Source organism: Bradyrhizobium sp. USDA 3256 (genome assembly GCF_054058275.1).
Genome location: NZ_JBSSAE010000002.1, coordinates 5,092,713 through 5,110,995 on the forward strand (window position 1 = coordinate 5,092,713; position 18,283 = coordinate 5,110,995).

Annotated in this window: 14 protein-coding genes; 2 read left to right on the top strand and 12 right to left on the bottom strand. The window is 65.3% G+C overall.

The window, feature by feature from the left end; translation table 11 throughout:
• Window positions 1-129: 129 nt before the first annotated feature.
• Window positions 130-1,362, bottom strand: a complete 1,233-nt coding sequence (locus tag ACVWY5_RS26085; protein ID WP_028332498.1) for a cytochrome P450 — start codon at window positions 1,360-1,362, stop codon at window positions 130-132.
• Window positions 1,363-1,519: 157 nt separating this feature from the next.
• Between ACVWY5_RS26085 and ACVWY5_RS26090 the strand changes: the two genes are divergently transcribed.
• Window positions 1,520-2,131, top strand: a complete 612-nt coding sequence (locus ACVWY5_RS26090; protein ID WP_028332499.1) for a TetR/AcrR family transcriptional regulator — start codon at window positions 1,520-1,522, stop codon at window positions 2,129-2,131.
• Window positions 2,132-2,135: 4 nt separating this feature from the next.
• On the opposite strand, the gene ACVWY5_RS26095 is transcribed toward ACVWY5_RS26090, so the two are convergent.
• The 11 genes from ACVWY5_RS26095 to ACVWY5_RS26145 all read right to left on the bottom strand — a co-directional run bounded on the left by ACVWY5_RS26095 (window position 2,136) and on the right by ACVWY5_RS26145 (window position 16,997).
• Window positions 2,136-3,428 (bottom strand): MFS transporter, encoded by a 1,293-nt coding sequence (locus tag ACVWY5_RS26095; protein ID WP_038377241.1) that lies wholly within the window; start codon window positions 3,426-3,428, stop codon window positions 2,136-2,138.
• Between the two features lie 170 nt (window positions 3,429-3,598).
• Window positions 3,599-4,237, bottom strand: coding sequence for a hypothetical protein (locus tag ACVWY5_RS26100; protein WP_028332501.1), 639 nt, complete (start codon window positions 4,235-4,237; stop codon window positions 3,599-3,601).
• Window positions 4,197-4,838, bottom strand: coding sequence for a hypothetical protein (locus ACVWY5_RS26105; protein WP_028332502.1), 642 nt, complete (start codon window positions 4,836-4,838; stop codon window positions 4,197-4,199). Before ACVWY5_RS26105 ends, ACVWY5_RS26100 begins: the two co-directional genes overlap by 41 nt.
• Window positions 4,839-4,878: 40 nt before the next feature.
• On the bottom strand, window positions 4,879-8,118 hold the full coding sequence (locus tag ACVWY5_RS26110) for an AAA family ATPase (protein WP_051376023.1): 3,240 nt from the start codon (window positions 8,116-8,118) through the stop codon (window positions 4,879-4,881).
• A gap of 224 nt (window positions 8,119-8,342) precedes the next feature.
• The gene (locus tag ACVWY5_RS26115; RefSeq protein ID WP_051376024.1) at window positions 8,343-9,089 is read right to left on the bottom strand and encodes an ATP-binding cassette domain-containing protein; all 747 of its coding nucleotides are present in this window, start codon (window positions 9,087-9,089) and stop codon (window positions 8,343-8,345) included.
• A complete protein-coding gene (locus tag ACVWY5_RS26120) occupies window positions 9,070-10,869 on the bottom strand; it encodes a branched-chain amino acid ABC transporter ATP-binding protein/permease (RefSeq protein WP_028332505.1) in 1,800 nt (599 codons plus the stop codon). The genes ACVWY5_RS26115 and ACVWY5_RS26120 overlap by 20 nt, the downstream gene beginning before the upstream one ends.
• Window positions 10,869-11,726: a branched-chain amino acid ABC transporter permease gene (locus ACVWY5_RS26125; protein WP_028332506.1), complete on the bottom strand. Its 858-nt coding sequence runs from the start codon at window positions 11,724-11,726 to the stop codon at window positions 10,869-10,871. The genes ACVWY5_RS26120 and ACVWY5_RS26125 overlap by 1 nt, the downstream gene beginning before the upstream one ends.
• 19 nt (window positions 11,727-11,745) lie before the next feature.
• Window positions 11,746-12,942, bottom strand: a complete 1,197-nt coding sequence (locus ACVWY5_RS26130) for an ABC transporter substrate-binding protein (RefSeq protein ID WP_321176610.1) — start codon at window positions 12,940-12,942, stop codon at window positions 11,746-11,748.
• A gap of 161 nt (window positions 12,943-13,103) precedes the next feature.
• On the bottom strand, window positions 13,104-14,087 hold the full coding sequence (locus ACVWY5_RS26135) for an NAD(P)-dependent oxidoreductase (RefSeq protein WP_028332508.1): 984 nt from the start codon (window positions 14,085-14,087) through the stop codon (window positions 13,104-13,106).
• Between the two features lie 12 nt (window positions 14,088-14,099).
• Window positions 14,100-15,956 (bottom strand): TRAP transporter large permease subunit, encoded by a 1,857-nt coding sequence (locus tag ACVWY5_RS26140; RefSeq protein WP_028332509.1) that lies wholly within the window; start codon window positions 15,954-15,956, stop codon window positions 14,100-14,102.
• 9 nt (window positions 15,957-15,965) lie between these two features.
• Entirely contained in the window at window positions 15,966-16,997 is a 1,032-nt protein-coding gene (locus ACVWY5_RS26145) for a TRAP transporter substrate-binding protein (RefSeq protein ID WP_028332510.1), read from the bottom strand.
• A gap of 160 nt (window positions 16,998-17,157) precedes the next feature.
• Between ACVWY5_RS26145 and ACVWY5_RS26150 the strand changes: the two genes are divergently transcribed.
• Window positions 17,158-17,898, top strand: a complete 741-nt coding sequence (locus ACVWY5_RS26150) for a FadR/GntR family transcriptional regulator (protein WP_063616521.1) — start codon at window positions 17,158-17,160, stop codon at window positions 17,896-17,898.
• The last annotated feature ends 385 nt before the right edge of the window (window positions 17,899-18,283 follow it).

An 18,283-nucleotide genomic window follows, 5' to 3' on the forward strand; every position in this document is an offset into this window, starting at 1 on the left:
AACCCAAATATAGAGACAAGTACGGCGAAGTCACAGCCGGTTTACTGCTGGGACTCTGGACAGATGGTTGATTTCCCGTTCAAGCGTGCGTGTGCCGGCCCCGCCGCGGATCGCTGACCCGCGGGAACGTCACCAGCTCGCCGGCAGCCGCTTCAGCCCGCGCAGCACGAAGGTCGGCCGCCACTCCGGATTTTCCGCGTCATCGAGCCGCAGGTCGGGAATCCGGCGCAGCAGTGTCGAGATCGCGATCTCGGCCTCGATCCGCGCCAGCTGGGCGCCGAGGCAGAAATGGATGCCGCCGCCGAACGACAGCGGCTTGACGTTCGGCCGCCGGATGTCGAGCCTTTCGGGGTGATCGGGGTAGACAGCCTCGTCGTGATTGGCCGAGCCCAGGAGGCACAGCACGCTCTCGCCCTTCGGGATGCGCTTGCCACCGAGGTCGTCGATGTCCTCCAGCGCGACACGGCCGGTCAGCTGCACCGAGGAATCGTAACGCAGGAACTCCTCGATCGCATTGGTGATCAGGCCAGGATTGGCCTTCAGCAGCGCGAGTTGGTCCGGGTTGCGGAACAGCGCCAGCAGGCCGTTGCCGATCAGGTTCACAGTCGTCTCGTGGCCGGCGCCGAATAGCAGGATGATGTTGCCGGTCAGTTCCTCATTGGTGAGCTTCTGGCCGTCCTCTTCAGCCTGCACCAGCTGGGTGGTGAGGTCGTCGCCGGGCTGCTTGCGGCGCAGCTCGAACAGCTGATGGAAATACATCGCCGCCATCGCATTGGCGGCGTTGCCCTGCTTGATTTCTTCAGGCGTCAGCGGCACCGGCTCGAGGATGCGGCCGCCATCGCGCGAACCGTTGTAGAAGGCCTCGCGGTGTTCCTCGGGGATGCCGAGCATGTCGCAGATGATGGTGACCGGCAGACGGAACGCGAAATCCTCGATCAGGTCCATCTTGCCTTGCGGAATGATACGGTCGAGCGTCTCGTCGACGACGTGCTGGATGCGCGGCCGCATGTCCTCGACCCGCCGCGCGGTGAAGGCCTTGACGACAAGGCCGCGCAGGCGGGTGTGGTCGGGCGGATCCTGCTGCAGCATCCAGTGGCTCATGCTGCGGAAGACCGGCTCCTCCATGATCTTCGGACCGTAGCGGCGGATCGACCGTTCGGCAAAATCCTTGCCGAACCGCTTGTCGCGCAGCACGAGGCTCGCCTCGGCGTGCCGACTGGCAACGAAAGCGCCGTGCACATTGACATGCATCGGATCGAGGCGGCGCAGCCGCTCGTAATACGGATAGGGATTGCGAATGAATTCAGGCGCCAGCGGATTGAAAAGCGGCTCGCCGCTCGCCGGCTGAACTTGCTCGTTCATGGTGACCTCGTTCGCTCGCTACGCCGGTGCCCTAAAGCCTGGCGTGCCCTGGTGTCATCCTCAAGACCGCATCATCACGGATGCGGCTGTTCTGGTTCTGTCGAATGCAACTCGATACAGTCTTGTATCGAGTTGCATTGTGCCCTAAAATGCGCCGATGTCAAGGGTTCGAACCAGACCGACACGGGACGACACCTGCGAGAAGCTGTTCGAGGCGGCGGCGCGGGTGTTCGAGGAACAGGGCATCGGCGGCGCCAGTATCGAGGCGATCGCGGCCGCGGCGGGCTTCACCCGCGGCGCCTTCTATTCCAACTTCAAGAGCAAGGACGAGCTGATCTTCGCGATGCTCGAGGATCACGTCGAGCAATCGATCCGGCGCAATCTCGATTTGCTCGCCCGGCACAGGAACCTGGCCGACTTCCTCGAGGCGCTGCGCACCATGGATCGCAGCCGGCAGGATCCGCTCGGCCGCTCCCCGCTCCTGCACATGGAGATGATCCTGTTCGTGGCGCGCGCCGAGAAGCGCCGGCCCGAGCTCGCCAAACGCCTGCGCGCGCGACGCAAGCTGATCGCCGACATCGTCACGACTGCGCAGAAGAATAGCGGCCGGAACGGCAGACTCGATCCGGACTGGACCGGAGCGATCGTGCTGGCGCTGGAAGATGGTTTCCGCCTGCACCGCCTGATCGATCCGGAAACCACCCCCGCCGACAGCTGCCTGCGCGCGATCACCGACCTGCAGCGCGCAATCGGCGTTTCGGCGGCCTGACGCGTCAGGCCGCGCTTGCGACCTTGTGCATCTGTCCGGCGACGGCGCGGACCTTGCGGGGCGAGGCCTGCCAGATCGCAAATGCCGACAGCAGGCTGACGGCGATCCCGAGCAGGAAGGCGCTGGTATAGCTGCCCGAGAGATCATAGAGCTGGCCGGTGATCCAGGGGCCCGCAGCGCCGCCGGCGAGCGCAGCCAGCATCACGGTGCCGAAGATGCTGCCGTAATGCTTGCCCTGGAAGATCTCCAGCACCACCGGCCCCATCACCGAAGTCAGGCCATAGCCGAGCGCGCCCTGGGTGAAGACCATAAGATAGATCAACGCCATGCTCGGCCAGTATTTCAGCGCGGCGAGCGCGGCGAAGCAGATCACGAAGCCGAAGCAGGAGATCGCCCACACCCATTCCCGGCCGATGCGATCGGAAAGATGCCCGAGCCAGATCTGGCCGGGAATGCCGAGCAGGCTGACGACGCCAAGCGCCCAGACCCCGACATTGGAGCTGAAGCCGATGTCGAGCAGGAATTTGGTCTGATGCACCTGCACCGCGTACCAGATGTACAGGCCGCAGAAATAGCCGATCGCGATCCACCAGAACCGCGCGGTGCGCAGCGCACGCGACAGCGTCCAGTCTGTGCCAGCCCACACGGGGTCGACGATATTCGATGCCGGCCTGGCCGACGTCACCGTCGGCGCGGCATCGCCGTCCGGCTGCAGACCGATGTCCTCCGGCCGCTTGTGCAGCAAGAGATTGATCGGCGCCAGCACGACCAGCACCACGATCCCCATTGCGGTGCAGGCGGTGCGCCAACCGGTGTGCTCGATCATGTGCTGCACCCACGGCAGCAGCGTCACCGAGCCGATGCCGACGCCGGCAAAGGCGAGCCCGATCGCAAGTCCGCGGCGGCGGAGGAACCAGTTCGGCACGAACAGCGATTGTCCGGAATAGCCGAGGCAGACGCTGCCAGCGCCGACCAGCACGCCGATCGTGAGATAGAGGTGCCAGGGCTGCGTCGTCAGCGGCGCCAGCAGCAGTCCCGAGCCCATCAAGAGGACGCCAAGCTCCATCACCGCGCGCGGACCGCCGCGGTCCATCAACCGGCCGATCAGCGGACTTGCGATCGCCGAGGCGACAAAGCCGAACGAGAAAGCGCCCGCCGTAATGCCGCGCTCCCAGCCGAATTCCGAGATGATCGGCGGATAGAACAGCGAGAACGCCGTACGCGCGTTGACGCCGATCGCCATGGTGACGAAGGTCACCGCGACGATGATCCAGCCGTAGAAAAAGGGAAGTCGCATCGGAGGCAGCAGTCCATCCGCAACGGAACAGGCTGGACCGGCGCCGTAGCGGACTTTGGGCAGCCGGCAGCAGGCGCTGCCACCAGCCAGATTTCAGGACGACCTGGAGACAGAAGGGCCGACGCATCCGTCGGCCCTTGCCGCCACAATCAACCGCCGTGACCGCCTCGTCAACGCTTGCGCGGACGCTTGGCCGCCTTTTTGGCTGCCTTCTTCTTGCTAACGGCCTTCTTCTTGCCGGCGCGCTTCCCGCCGCCTGATTTGGTGCGCCTGAACGTTGGCCTCCGGAGCGAAAGCTCGGGCCAGGCGATCGGCTGTTCACCGTTGTCCGGGTCGCTGTCGCCGGGCGGATCTTCGGCGCTGTCATCCATCGGCCCCTGCACGACCAGATGGACAAGATAGGCGGTGCCGGCCCCATTCAGGTAGTTCGCGAGCGGCTCGTTATTGCTCGGAAACAGATGCGGATGGGTCACCACGCTGTTTTCCTCGACCGAGAACTTCACCGCCTTGATCACGGTTCGGGTCATCGCGTCGCCCAGGATCTTCTTGATCGCGTCCTGCGTCTCCTGAGGCAGCACATGGTGGAGGAAGAAGAACCATTTCCGCTTGGCATCATCCTTCCCGTAATCCTTGCTCGGATAGGCACCGATGCGGAACGCCACGCGCCGTAACCTATGGCTCGGATCAAACAGCTTTTCTTTCTTGTTGTGCTTGCGAAGAGTAGTCAGATCCTTGCCGCTGAAGAGTTCATTCAGCCGGTCCACGATTTCAGCGTCGGGACCGCTGCCGACGGGAAGTAGCGCACCCATTTGTCGTCTCCCTTTGTGCAATTTGATTCAGTCGTAAAAACTTGGACAGATAGCACCGCGGAATTGCCGGCGCGGCCTCCGGTCGAACCAGTACATGTTTGCGCCTTGGCCAATGATCGGCCCAGCACACGCTTGGACCGCGCTTGCGAGCTCCCAGGCCGCAGGCGGCAAGCGCCGTCAATTGCTCGATGCTCGATACCGCGCGCTCAATCGAGAGCGTGCGCCCGGTCTGCTTGCGCAGCCGGGCTGCGCCCTTGGCGAGAATCCAGCGGTCCGCCGCGCACTCGCAACCGAGCTCGGAATTGGCGGCGAGCCGACCGCCTTTCGACAGATGGTGTCCGACCTCGTGCAGCAGGGCGAAAACCAGGCCGTCCGCGTTCATCGCCGCGTGGTAAGCCAGTCCGCCATAGATCCGCACGACGCGATCGTCGCCACGAATGAAGGCCTGAGCATTGACGGTCGCGCTTCCTTCGTCGAGTTCGAAAAGCAGATCGGGAAACGCACGCCTGAAATCGGCCAGGATGTCGCAAAGGAGCGCGTACCTGCACGCGCGGGCGCTTCCTTTGCCGACCGGTTCGCCCGTCACATTCGCGAACAACATGAGATCATCCGAATGGGATCAGAACAATTTCACTCGCAACTCAAATATTATTGGCTTCGTTCGAACTTCGATTCGCTTTGACCGTCTTTCCCGCGCCACCGACAAAGGGCGCGAAGATCATCGCGCCGGTCTCGTGAAGCAGCGCGGTCGCGCGGTCCAGTTCCTTCGTGCCCTCCTCGGCCTCACCGCTGCGCCCGGAGCGCAGCAGCAGATCGGCGCGAACCGACCGGGCAAGGCATTCCGGAATGCGCGCGTGCCGCTTGACCGCAACCGCAATCGCCTCGTCAACGGCGGACAACGCTGCGGCCGCATCTCCCTTCCGTCGATACGCGTTCGCCAGATCGGCGAGAATCCGCGCTTCGTTTTCGAGGCCGGCCTTGCGGGTTCGCGCGAAGTCGAGCGCGGCCGTCAGATCCTCGATCGATGATGTGATCCGGCCTGCCACCATATGGGACAGGCCGCGACTGGCCTGCGCGTAGACGCGCAAATATGGATTGCCGCTTTTGACCGCGAGCGAGAAGGCGCGATCGGCGTGGTGCTGGGCCAATCCGACGTCGCCTTCGGACCAAGCGAGGTCGACATAGGCAAGGCTCGGGATGACGTAGTGAATGGCATCGACCTGGCTGCCATCCAGTTGCAGCACGCGATCGAGCAGCGGCCGGGCCTCGGACGCGCGCCCCAGCATCACGAGCGTCTGCCCGCGCATGGCAGTCAACCAGACCTCGACGTCGAATCCAAGCGTCTCCCGGTCCGACTTCACGATCTCCGACGCGCGCGCGGCCGCCTCCATGTTCATCTGCAGCGCCTCCGACATCCGCCCGGAGAGCCGGAGCGCATGGCAGAGAATGGCCTTCAGCGTGACCTGGACGCTGGTGTCGGTGCCGGTGTCGGCAAGCGCCTTGGCTTCCAGCACCCGCTCGACATATTCGTCGGCCGAGCCGCCATTCGCCAAAATCCGGCCGTAGGCAGCGTGAATCAGCGTGTTGGCGCGCAGGTCCCCCATCGCGAGCGCGAGGCCGCGGGCTTCCTCGAAATAGACCTGCGCATCGGCGGCGGAAATTCCCTCGCGCCAGCCGAAATTCACGATCTGGCCACAGGCCATCATCTTCAGGTAGTCGGTCATTTGCGACGGGGGCTGGTGCGTCAGGAGTTCACGCACCTTCTTCCAGCTTCGCAAGGCCTGACTGGGATCGTTCGCGCCGACCCAGACCGCCGCGCGCATGTGCTGCTGCGCCGCCTTCAAATGTTCGCCGGCATGCTCCCAGTGGTAGGCGAGAAGCGACGCCCGTTCCTCGGCGCGATCCTTGAACAACTTCTCGATCGCCTGCGCGACGGCGGCGTGAAGTTCGCGGCGCCGTTCGTGCAACAGCGACAGATAGGCGACTTCCTGGATCAACGGATGACGAAACGCGATCAGCCGCTGCTCAAAGGGAGGCACGTCGTAGAGCAATTCGGCGCGTCGCAAATGTCCCACGGCTTCCAGCAGCTCGGCCTTCGCCAGACCGGCAACGGCATCGAGAACCGACAACGAAATCTCGCGCCCGGCAACCGAGGCGACCTCGAGGGCCCTCTTTGCGTGTTCGTCGAGGCGATCGATGCGCGCCGCGACCACGGCCTGCACGGTCGTCGGAAGCGGAATTGTGTCGATGCCGCCCTTCAGCCGGTACGCGCCCTTCTCGCCCTCGAAGTCGCCACGCTCGACGAGGGCGCTCATGAGCTCTTCCAGGAAGAACGGATTGCCGTGCGCGCGCTCGACGATATTCCGGCTCAACAACGCCAGAGACGGGTCGGTACCAAAATGATCGCGCAAGATCGATTGCGCCTCCGCGGGCCCAAGCGGAGCCATATTGATCTGCCGGTAATGCGACCGCTGCATCAGCGGCGCGCTCAATCCGGCCCTGAAATTGACCAGCAGCATCGTCGTGGTTCCGACCACGGCGTCGGCAAGGGCCTCGACGAACTCCTCGCTCGCCGGATCAATCCAGTGCAGATCGTCGATCAGGACGACCGTCACATTGTCACGAGGTGCGGCGCGTACCAGTTCGCCGACGAAATCGAGCAATTGGGCCTTGCGGGCCTTGGGATCCAGTTTCGGCGCGGGCTGGTGCGGGTCCGCCAGTCCGAGGAATTCCAGCAGCACGGGTGCCAGATGATCGGAGACCGGCATTGCCGCCAACCGGTCGAAGACACGGCGGCGCGAAACGTCCGGCGCTTCCTCCTTGATGCGAAGCCCGAAAATATCCCGAAGCAGCGCCAGCACCGGCTGAAACGGCGTTGCGCGCCCGTGCGCGAGCACACGCGCCTCAAAGACGCGGATGCCCTTGCTGCGACAACTCTCGGCAAATTCAAAACAAAGGCGACTCTTTCCTATGCCGGCTTCGCCAACGACACCGATCGCCCGGCCATCTCCCTTGCGGGTGTTCTCGAGTTCAGCCGTCAGCGCCGCAAACTCGTCGGCGCGGCCGGTCAAGGGACTCAACCGTCGTCCGGTCCGGAACACACCGCTCGACGGCGCATGCTGAAGGCCCCTCAGCCTGAGCACCTCGACGGGCGCCGCGAGCCCCCGAATGGCCTGCTCGCCAAGCGACTCCACCTCCACGAACTGCTTCGCGACAGCGTGGGTCTCCCTCGAGACCAGAATGGTGCCCGGCTCGGCAAGGTGCTCCAGTCGACTGGCGAGGTGCACGTTCGCGCCCGCGGCATCATAGGTTTGATAGATGCCGTGCTCGATGGCCTGGAAGACGACCTCACCGGTGTGGACGCCGACGCGGATTTGCATATCGACGTCATGCAGCCGCTTGACGTCATCCTGCATCGCCAACGCCGCGAGACAGCCCCGAACGGCGTGATCCTCGTGAGGCTGCGGGGCGCCGAACATCGCCATGACGCCGTCGCCCTGGGCCTTGTTGACGACGCCGCCGTAGCGGTGAACCGCCTCGTTCATCAGGTCGAGCACCGGCTGCAAGCGCCGCATGCCCAGTTCGGGATCTCCGAGGCTATCGATGATTCCCGTCGAGTTGCTGATATCGGCGAAAAGGATCGTGAGGCGCTTCCGCTCCCCACCCTTGGCATGCAGGCTCCTCAGGGCATGCTCGTGCGACGGCTGAACCTGGGTCGCGTCAATCGCCGTCGTCAACGCAGCGCCGCACCTTCCGCAAAAGCGGCTGCTTGATCCGTTCAGGTGGCCGCAAGCTTCACACGTAATTCCGAGAGAGGCCCCGCACCCTTCGCAATACTCATTGGTCGCCCTGTTCTGACAACCGCAACGCAAACATTGCATCGTAGGCCTCTTGAAGAGAGCTGCAGACGCAGGCAACCGCAACAAGTCCTAAAAACAACGCGACAATGATCCACAATAGGGTATCGCTATGAAGCTTAGCAAAGCCGCCTGCACCTGTCGTGCCATTTTATGACGCACGTGCAGATTGCGCCACAACGGAAGCCGACGCTGCATCCGACCACAAGTTGCGGGACTGTTAGCATCAAGCAAACAGGTTGCATTGGCTAGGTCTGCAACGCGTGGCTCTCATGGCCGAAATAGGCGCGCTCGAGCCGATGTGCGAGGTCGCTCTCTCCGGTCGGCGACTCCAGCGCGATCGCACCCTGCACCAGCGCGTAGACGCGATCGGCACAGGCGAGCGCCTTCTCCAAGAGCTGCTCGACCAGCAGCACGGAGGTGCCCTGCTCGCGCAGCCGGCCGATGACGTTGAGGACGCGATCGACCAGCACCGGCGACAGTCCCGCGGACGGCTCGTCGAGCATCAACAGCCGCGGCCGACGGACCAGGCCCTGCGCGACCGTCAGCATCTGCTGCTGCCCGCCCGACAGAGCGCCGCCGCGTTCATGCCGCTTCTCGGCGATTTCGGGAAAGAACGCCAACGCCTCCTCGATGCGCACGGCGCGCTCGGCGCGCGGCAGGTCATAGCCGGCGAGCAGCAAATTGTCGGTCACGGAAATCTGCGTGAACACGCGATGTCCCTCGATCACATGCACGAGCCCGGCCCGCGCGGCATCGCGCGGCGTGGCGTTGGTCATGTCGCGGTCGCCGAACCGGACCTGTCCGGCCGTGACGGGCAACAGTCCGGACATCGCGCGCAGCAGCGTGGTCTTGCCGGCACCGTTGGGCCCGAGCAGCGCCACGACCTCGCCGGCGGCAATCGTGATGTCGATGCCGTGCAGCACACGGATCTTGCCGTAGCCGGACTGCAGCCGATTGACCGAGAGCAACAGTTCACCCGCCGAGATAAGCACTGACGACCTCCTTGTGGACGCGAATCTCCGCCGGGGTTCCCGCCGCCAGCGTCCGGCCCAGATTGAGCACGGTGACCTGGTGGCAGATATCGAAGATCAGATCGGCATGGTGCTCGACCAGCAGCACACCGGTACCGCGGCCGCAGACCGCCTTGATCAGGCTGGCGAGCCGCTCGATCTCGTCATTGGAGAGACCCGCGGCGGGCTCGTCGAGCAGCAGGAAGTCCGGATCGAGCATCAGCGCCCGCGCGATCTCGATGAAGCGCAGTTCGCTGTGCTGCAGGCGATCGGCGCGTATGTCGGCGAGCGCCTCGAGGCCGACGACGCCGAGCAGCGCGTGCGCCTTGGCGGCTAGCAGACGCTCGTCGGCGCCGTTGCGCGGCAATGCCAACATCGCCTCGACGAAATTGGCCCGGCCCTCGATCGAGCCGCCGATCATGACGTTCTCCAGCACCGAGGCTTCGCCGATCACGCGCGGCGTCTGGAAGGTGCGTGCGATGCCGCACGCGGCGCGCTTGACCGGCTGGCCGGCGGCCAGGACTTCGCCGCCAAGCGTCATGGTGCCGGCTTTGGCGGCGTAATAGCCCGAGATCACGTTGAGCGTCGTGGTCTTGCCGCTGCCGTTCGGTCCGATCAGCCCGTGGATCGCGCCGGGCGCGATATCGAGATCGAGACCGTCGATCGCCTTCACATTGCCGAAGCTCAGCGCGATGCCGCGCAGCTGCAGCTTCTTGCCGCCGTCCCTGCGGCGCACGATGTCGGCGAGTGCGGCCGGACGCGGAACGATGGCGCGGTTGCTGGCGAGCGGCCGACGGTTGCGGAAATCGAGCAACGCCGCGATGCCACCGGGCATCACCAGCACGATCATGAGCAGCAGCACCGCGTAGAGGAAGGTCGACCACGCCGCGAGCGGCGCCGCGATCTCGGGCAGAATGGTCAGGATGATGGTGCCGAGCATGGGCCCGAGGATCGAGCCGCGGCCGCCGATCAGGATCGCGATGAAGAACAGCACCGAGAGATCGAAGGTGAACGCATCAGGCGTGATGTAGGTCTGCAGGGTCGCGAACAATCCGCCGGCGATCGCCGCCAGCGCGCCGGCGAACAGGAAGATCGCGATCAGCATTTTCGGCTTGGAGATGCCGCTGGCCTCGGCGGCGACCTCGGCGTCGCGCACCGCGATCAGCGCGCGGCCGAACCGGCTGCGCGCGACATTGGCGCTCATCCAGGTGGTCAGCGCGGCGAAGGCGATGCAGAGGGCGTAGAAGCCCCACGGCGTGTTGAACGGCGCCGGGAATTCCGGACCGGCAATGCCGATGCCGCCGCCGGTCACGCTCTGCCAGGCCAGCGCGATCTGGGTCACGATGGTCGCAAAGCCGAGCGTCGACATCGCGAAGTAGAAGGTGCGTAGGCGCAGGGCCGGCAGGCCGACGACCACGCCGAAGATCGCGCCGATGAGGCCGGCGATCGGCAAGGCTACGAATACCGGAATCGCCGGCATCACGTTGCCGGCAACCAGCACGCTCGTCGTATAGGCGCCGAGCGTCAGCAGCGCGACATAGCCGATCGCAAGGTGACCGGCGAAGCCGACCACCAGATTGAGGCCCGACACCAGCACCCAGTAGATCGCCATGCGGGTGCCGATCAGCACCCAGTAATCGTTGCTGACGAAGGGCAGCAGCATCGCCGCCACCAGAATGCCGAGGAACGGCAGGACGTGCGGGAGCGCGGCGCGCCACACGCCGCTGTCGGCTCGGGACGGAGTGGCCACGACCGACGTCATCACACCCTCCGCGCGGTCGAGGCGCCGAACAGCCCTTGCGGCGCGGCGAGCAGCACCACGATGAACAGCGTGAACACCGCGACCGAGGAGAAGATGCCGCCGACCAGGAAGTTCGCGGCCTGCTGGAACAGGCCGAGCGCCAGCCCGCCGATGATCGCGCCTCTGTTATTGCCGAGCCCGCCCAGCGCCACCGGCACGAAGCCGTAGAAATTGAGCAGCGCGCCGTTGGCGAAGAAGGCCAGCAGCAACTGCCCGCCGGAAAACCCGGCGATGCCGCCGACCACGCCGGCAAGCGCGTAGCTCGCGACCCGCAGATTGCGCTCCGGCAGGCCGAGCGCCCGCGCCGCAAAATTATCCTCCGCGATGGCCAGGAACGCGCGGCCGACCAGGGTGCGGCGGTAGAGATATTCAAGGCCGAAAATGGTGACGGCGCAGGCGAGGACCGGCAGCCAGAATTTCTCGTCGAGGACGCCCTCGCCGAATCCTGCGATGCGCGGGAACGGCTGCGGCTCGGTGCCCCATTTGATCGCGGTGATTTGCTGGATCATCAGCGCGACCGCGAGGGTCGAGAGCACGTAGAGATGCTGGTCGAGGCTCTTGAGCACCGGCCGCACCGCGACGAATTCGGTGATGATTCCGATCACCGCGCAGCAGAGCAGCGTCAGCACGAAGCCGACGGCAATGGGCAGGCCGAGCTTCAGCGTGAACATCGAGCCGAACACGCCGCCCAGCATCGCCAGCTGGCCGGCGGTGAAGCTCATCACCCGCGAGGTCGAGAACATCGTGTTGTAGGTGACGCCGACGAGCGCGTAGATCGCGCCCGCTGCGAGACCGGATGCAAGGATCGAGGTCAGCATCGGCTGCGCCCTCGCCCTTCTATGTGTACCCCGGCGCCAGCGCGAAGGTGCCGTCCTTGGCTGTAGAGGCTTCCGACATCACGATCTCTTCGGTCAGGTAGCCATTGTGCTCGGTCGGCGAGAAGCGGTAATTGCCGAAATAGCCGGGATAGGTCGACAGCGTGTTCCAGTACTTGATGATGCCGGCGCTGTCGGTCGAGCCGCTTTCGGCGACCGCCTTGGCGATCAGCTCGATGCAATCGATGCCGCCCGCGACCCACCACAACAGCGTGTCGTTCAGCGCGATGTTGGCCTTGGTCAGGCGCGCGACCAGGTCCGCGCTCTTCGGCGGCAGCTTGCCGGCGCCGTCATAGCTGCAGCTCTTGTAGCCGATCGCGTAGACCTTCTTCCAGTTCTCCGGCTTGGCGACCAGGCTCGCAAGCTCGCCCGACGCCATCGAGGGATGCCCGACGAAGGGCACGTCCCAGTTCATCGCGGCGCGGGTGTTGAACATGCGCGCCTCCATGCCGGTCGAGACACTCCACACCACGATCGCTTCCGCGCCGGCATTCTTGGCGCGCAGCATGTCCGGCGTCATGTCGGGCTGCGTGGCGTCGATATTGGCCTGATAGGCCACCTCGGCGCCGTCCTTCTTGAACGCCGCGACGGAGGCGCCGACCGCGGTGACGCCATAGCCGGTGGTGTCGCCGATCACGGCGACCTTCTTGACCTTGAGGATCTTGAGACAGTAATTGCGCACGGCGTCGTCCCATTGGTTGTTCGACGGCGCGATGCGGAACGCGTTGGGGAACTTGACCGGGTCGATCAGCGTCTCGACCACGCAGGGATGCAGGTCCGGCATCTTGGCGCGCGCCATGATCGGCGTTGTCGCCAGCGCCTCGCCCGAGTTCAGCGGACCCCAGATCGCGTGCACCTTAGCCTGGCTAATCAGCTCCTGCGTGGCGTTCACCGCTTTGGTCGGATCGCCCTGGGTGTCGCGCATCACGAGCTCGATCTTGCGGCCCTTCACCCCGCCGGCGCCGTTGATGGCGTCGACCGCGAAGTTGACGCCGCGATTGAAGCCGACCGTCGGCGCCGAGCTCGGGCCGGTGATCGCCGCGAGACAGCCGATCTTGATCGGTTCCGACTGTGCGGTGGCAGGCGCTGGGAAGGAAAATGATGCGGCGCCCAATGCACCGGCGCTGCCCAACAAAACGTCACGGCGTGAAATAGCCATGTGATGCCTCCCTGTTTCCCTCTCGGCGCCCGTCGTTTGTTGCGGGACGTCCGTTCATTGATTGTCCGCGCGCTCAGGGGCCGCGGTTATGCGGGCCAAGTCTGAGCCGGATGCGAAGCTCTTGTCCAGCCCCGCGGACGACATTGGGCTTCGCCAAACTTTCATGGCCGAGGCCGCCGCGTCCAGTAGCCGGCATTGACCGCGCCGACGGGTATCTCGCCGGCAACGATCTTCGCGACCTGGCGTACCGTCTCCGATGACTGATGCTCGATCGCCTGCGGCGTCAGGCCGCCGACATGCGGCGTTGCGATCACATTGTGCAGCTTCGCAAGCTCGGGCGTCGGCATCTGGTCCGGCGCGCGGCCGACATCCATCGCGGCACCCGCAATGCGGCCATCGCGCAGCGCGGCCGACAGCGCCGCCTCGTCGACGAGGTTTCCGCGCGAAAGGTTGATGAAGAATGCGTGCTTCGGCATCCGCGCCAGTGCGTCCTGCCCGATCAGGTTCTCGGTCTGCGCGTTGGCGATCGCGAGACAGACAATGTAGTCGGCGCGCGCCAGCAGATCGTCGAGCGGCCGATGCGCGATCGCCGCATCGTCTGGCGTCACGAAGGGATCGGCGACCAGCACGTTCATGCCGAGCGCTTTTGCGATCCCGGCAAGATAGCGCCCGATGCTGCCATAGCCGATGATGCCGATCGTGCTTCCCGCCAGCTGGCGGCCCATCACGACCTCGGGCGCCCTGCCCGCGTGATAATCCGCGGTGGCGCGCGAGACACCGCGCGACAGATCGACCATGAAGCCGAGCGCGAGCTCAGCGACCGACTGGACGAAGCCGGCGCTCGCGTGCGTCACCAGCACGCCGGCGGCGGAGGCCGCGGCCACGTCGATATTACGGATGTCGACCGCGCAGCGCACGAACGCGCACAGCTTCGGCAGCTGGGGAAAAATCGCTCCCGGCCCCTGCGTCATGCGGTCCGCGACGATGATGTCGACATCGGCCGCGGCCTCGACCAATGCCGCCGCATCAAGCGTCTCCTCACCCTCGTGCAGTTCGACGTCGGCGACCGCACGCAGGCCGTTCAGGCTGCGCTCGCCGTAATAGTCGCGGCGCATCTGCGGGGTATGGGCGAGCAGCACCTTCACGATCCCACTCCCCTAATAGCCGAGCGCATGCGGCAAGGCCGTGCTGATCGCCGGCACGAAGGCGATCACCAGCAGGCACAGCAAAAGCAGGCCGAGATAGCCCGCGATCGGCTTGATGGTCTGCTCGATCGGCACGTTGCCGATCAGGCAGGCGCCGTAGAGGCCAAGGCCAAGTGGCGGAGCAAAGAGCCCGAGCCCCATGGCGATCACAAGCACGACGCCGAAATGCAGTGGATCGATGCCGAGCTTGACGGCAACCGGCAGCAGCAGCGGGCCGAAGATGATCAGCGCCGCGGCGCCTTCGAGCACCGAGCCCATCACCACCAGCACCACGATCGACAGCACCATGAACAGCCAGACGCCGTGGCTGCCCGAGATCGCCAGCATGAGGTCGCCGACGGCATGCGGTACCTGCTGCAGCGTCAGGATGAAGGCCAGCGACTGCGCCGCGGCGACGATGAAGAGCACCAGCCCCGAACGAACAGCCGACTGCACGAAGCAGTGCGCCAGACTCCTCGCGCCGAGCTCACGGAACAGCAGGCTGCCGACGGCGATGGCGTAGACCGCGGCGAAGGCGGAGATTTCGGTCGCGGTGGCAAAGCCGCTCTTGAAGCCGAAGAAGATCATGAAGATCAGCCCGAACGAGGCCATCGCACCGGTCCAGAGTCCCGATACCGCGGCGCGCGGCTCGGCTTCCACGTTCGCCGCGGGACGCCTGCCGAAGATGATCGACACCGCGATCAGTGCCAGCGCCATCAACGCGGCCGGCAGCATGCCAGCGACGAATAGTCCGCCGATCGAGAGATTGGCGACGAAGCCGAGGATGATGAGATTAATGCAGGGCGGAATGGTCTCCGCCATGACAGCGGAGGCGGCGAGCAGCGCCACGGCCCCGCCCGGGTTCTGCCGCGAGCGGCGCGCCGCCGGGATCAGCACCGAGCCGACCGCGGCAACGTCGGCCATCTTGGAGCCAGAGATGCCGGAGAACAGCACCATCGACATCACCATGACGACGTTGAGCCCGCCGCGCATCCGTCCGACCGCGCGCTGCAGCAGCTCGATCAGCCGCACCGACATGCCGTTGGCTTCCATCAGGTAGCCGACCAGAATGAAGAACGGGATCGCCAGCAGCACGAAATTGTCGATGCCGCGCGCCATCTGCTGGGCGAAGATCACGCCGGGCAGCGTGCCCTCGACCCAGATGAAGATCAGCGCCGCCAGCGCCAGCGCAAAGCCGATCGGCAGCCCGCCGAACAGCGTGAGGAAGAAGCCGATCAGCATCAATGTCTGCGACGACGGCACGGACATTGGTGCCAGCGCATCCCAGGCCAGATAAAGGCCGACGATGACGGCGGTTGCGACGATGGCTGCCGCCATGTCGCGCAGCGGCCGGCCACAGAACGTCTCGAACGCGAAGATCGTCATGAACGCTGCCCCGACGCCCATCGGATAGAACGTCCATTCCAGCGGCAGGCCGGAGCCGGAGGTCTGACCGGTGGTCAACCAACCCATCTTGACGGCGTTGAACGCAACATATCCGGCGATGATCGTGACGAGCAGCGCACCGACCGCATCGACGGCCCGCCGCCCGCCCGGCGGCAGCATGTTGACGAAGAAGGCGACGCCGAGATTTTCGCTGCGGGCGAGCGCGCTCGCCGCGCCGAAGAAGCTCGACCCGACCATCAGGCCGCGGGCGACGTCGTCGGACCATTCGACCGGCGCGTTGAACAGGAAGCGGGCCAGCACCGAGACGCAGACCACCACGAGATCGGCGGCAAGCAGGAGCGCGGCGATCGCGTCGCTGACGGCGAGCAGCGGTGCCGTGATACGATCAGCGCTGCTTCTCGCCTCGACTGCGGCCACTGACATGCGCCAACCTCAGGACTGGGTGGCGCGGATCAGGTCGACGACGGCCTTTGCCTCGGGCCGCGCCTTGATGAAATTGTCGGTCTGCGGCAGCACGCGCTTGCGGAACGCCTCCTTGTCGCATTCGACGACGGTGACGCCCTTCTCGACCAGCGCCGCCAGCGCCTCCTTCTCCACCGCAAGGCCGTGCGCGCGGGTGTCGGTCGCGGCCTTGTTCGCCGCGTCGAGAAAGCCTTCGCGCAGCTTGGGAGCCATGCGGTTGAAGCTGGTGTCGCTGAAATAGACTGCGAGCGGCGAGAAGATGTGCTGGGTCAGCGCATAGTGCTTCGCCGTCTCGTAGAACTTGCTCGCCAGGATGGTCGGCGGATCGTGCTCGAGGCCGTCGAGCACGCCGGCCTGCAGCGCCGTATAGATCTCGCCGAACGCCAGCGGCGTTGCGGCGGCCCCCATCAGCCGCAGGCACTCGGTGATGATCGGATTGGGCAAGGTGCGGATTTTCAGGCCGGCAAGATCCTCCGGCGTCTTCACCGGCTTCTTCGCCAGCACGCTGCGGGCGCCGAAATTGTAGGCCCAGGCGATGATGCGGATGCCGGCGCCCTTGAGCAGCGCAGCCTCGATCGGCTTCGCCGCGCCGGCGTCGAACGCCTTGGTCTGCTGCTGGAAGCTGGTGAAGAGGTAACCGAGGTCGAAGGTGCCGACCAGCGGCACGAGATTCGCCGAAATCGACGAGCCCGACACCATCAGGTCGATCACCCCGAGCTTTACCGAGTTGATAACGTCGATCTCCTGGCCGAGTTGGTTGTCGGGGAAGAAGGTGACCTCGATCTGCTCACTGAGCCCGTTCGCCTTCAGGCTCTTGGCCAGATTGTCGTAGTAGACGCGGCCATTGGCGTATTTGGGATCGTTCGGAAGCGACGACGAGCATCGCATTTTCATCACGGCAGCCTCAGCGCGGCCGATGATGGCGGGCGCGGCGGCAAGCCACGCGGTCGCGGCGACCGACGACTGCAGCACAATGCGGCGGCTCACGCGGTTCGACGTCATGATGGTGCTCCTCCCCGGGAACGGATCTTTTGTTGTGTTGGCCGCCCGCCTGACGGCGTGAGCTTGGCAGCCGATTTGTCATAATGTATGACAAATCAGATACGGTTGTGCAAGGCGCGGCTCGGCGGCAGCGCAGGCTGCAACCGCAGCGAGGTCCTCGATGTTCCGGACATCCAACGCGTTGCGTCGGAGCGTGCATAGCCAGGTCACCGACCGCGTCGGCAGCAGCATCGTGCGCGGCGAGATCGGCGTCGGCGAAACGTTGCCGCCGGAAATCCGGATCTGCGAGATGATGGACGTCAGCCGCACCGTGGTGCGCGAGGCGATCCGCACCTTGACCGGCAAGGGCCTGATCGAGTCGCGGCCCAAGAGCGGCACGCGGGTTCGGCCGCCCGAGCAGTGGAATCAGCTCGATCCCGACGTGCTGCGCTGGCACCTCGAGACCGCGGAGATCGACCGTTACCTCGCCAAGCTGTTCCAGCTGCGCGCCGCGGTCGAGCCGGCCGCGGCAGCGCTCGCGGCGACCCATGCCGAGGAGATCGACGTCGCCCGCATCCGCGCCGGATGCGACGGCATGGACGCGGCGAAGACCAACGAGGAGTTCGTCGCCGCCGACGTCGCGTTCCACCAGGCGATCTATTTCGCCACCCGCAACGAGTTCTTCTGGCCGATCGCGCAGATGTTCGAGATCACGCTGCGCCAGAGTTTTACGATCGCAGCGCCGGGCTCGCACCGTCCGCGGGCGCTGCGCGAGCACCGCGCGGTGCTGGACGCGATCGCCGCCGGAGATGCGGAGACGGCACGCGCAGCCACGGTCGTGCTGCTGACGAATTCCGCCGACGACCTGGTGCGAATCCGTGGCCGGGAGTTCGAGACGCCACGTCCAGCCAAGCGCCGATGATGTTGGTGACTGCGGGCGTGATGCGCTCACTGCTTCCACATGGTCGTCCTGGCGAAAGCCGGACCCATAACCACCGCAAGTGGTTGTGACCGGGATCATGGCCCCAGCGTCGCGCAAGACCTGACATTTGGGGGTCCTGGCTTTCGCCAGGACGACATTGAATATGGGGCGCGACCTACATCGCAATCGTCGTCCCTGCGAAAGCAGGGACCCATACGCCGCGGCCGATGTTGTCAGTCGGACTCGTCATTCCAGCGTCGCGCAACCATGGGTAGCGGTGGTCATGGGTCCCGGCCCCCCGTGCGCAATTGCGCAACTAAGCCGGGACGACAGCGAATGTGCGGTGCCGCTTGCAGGTCAAAAATCCGCATCAGTGATTGACGCG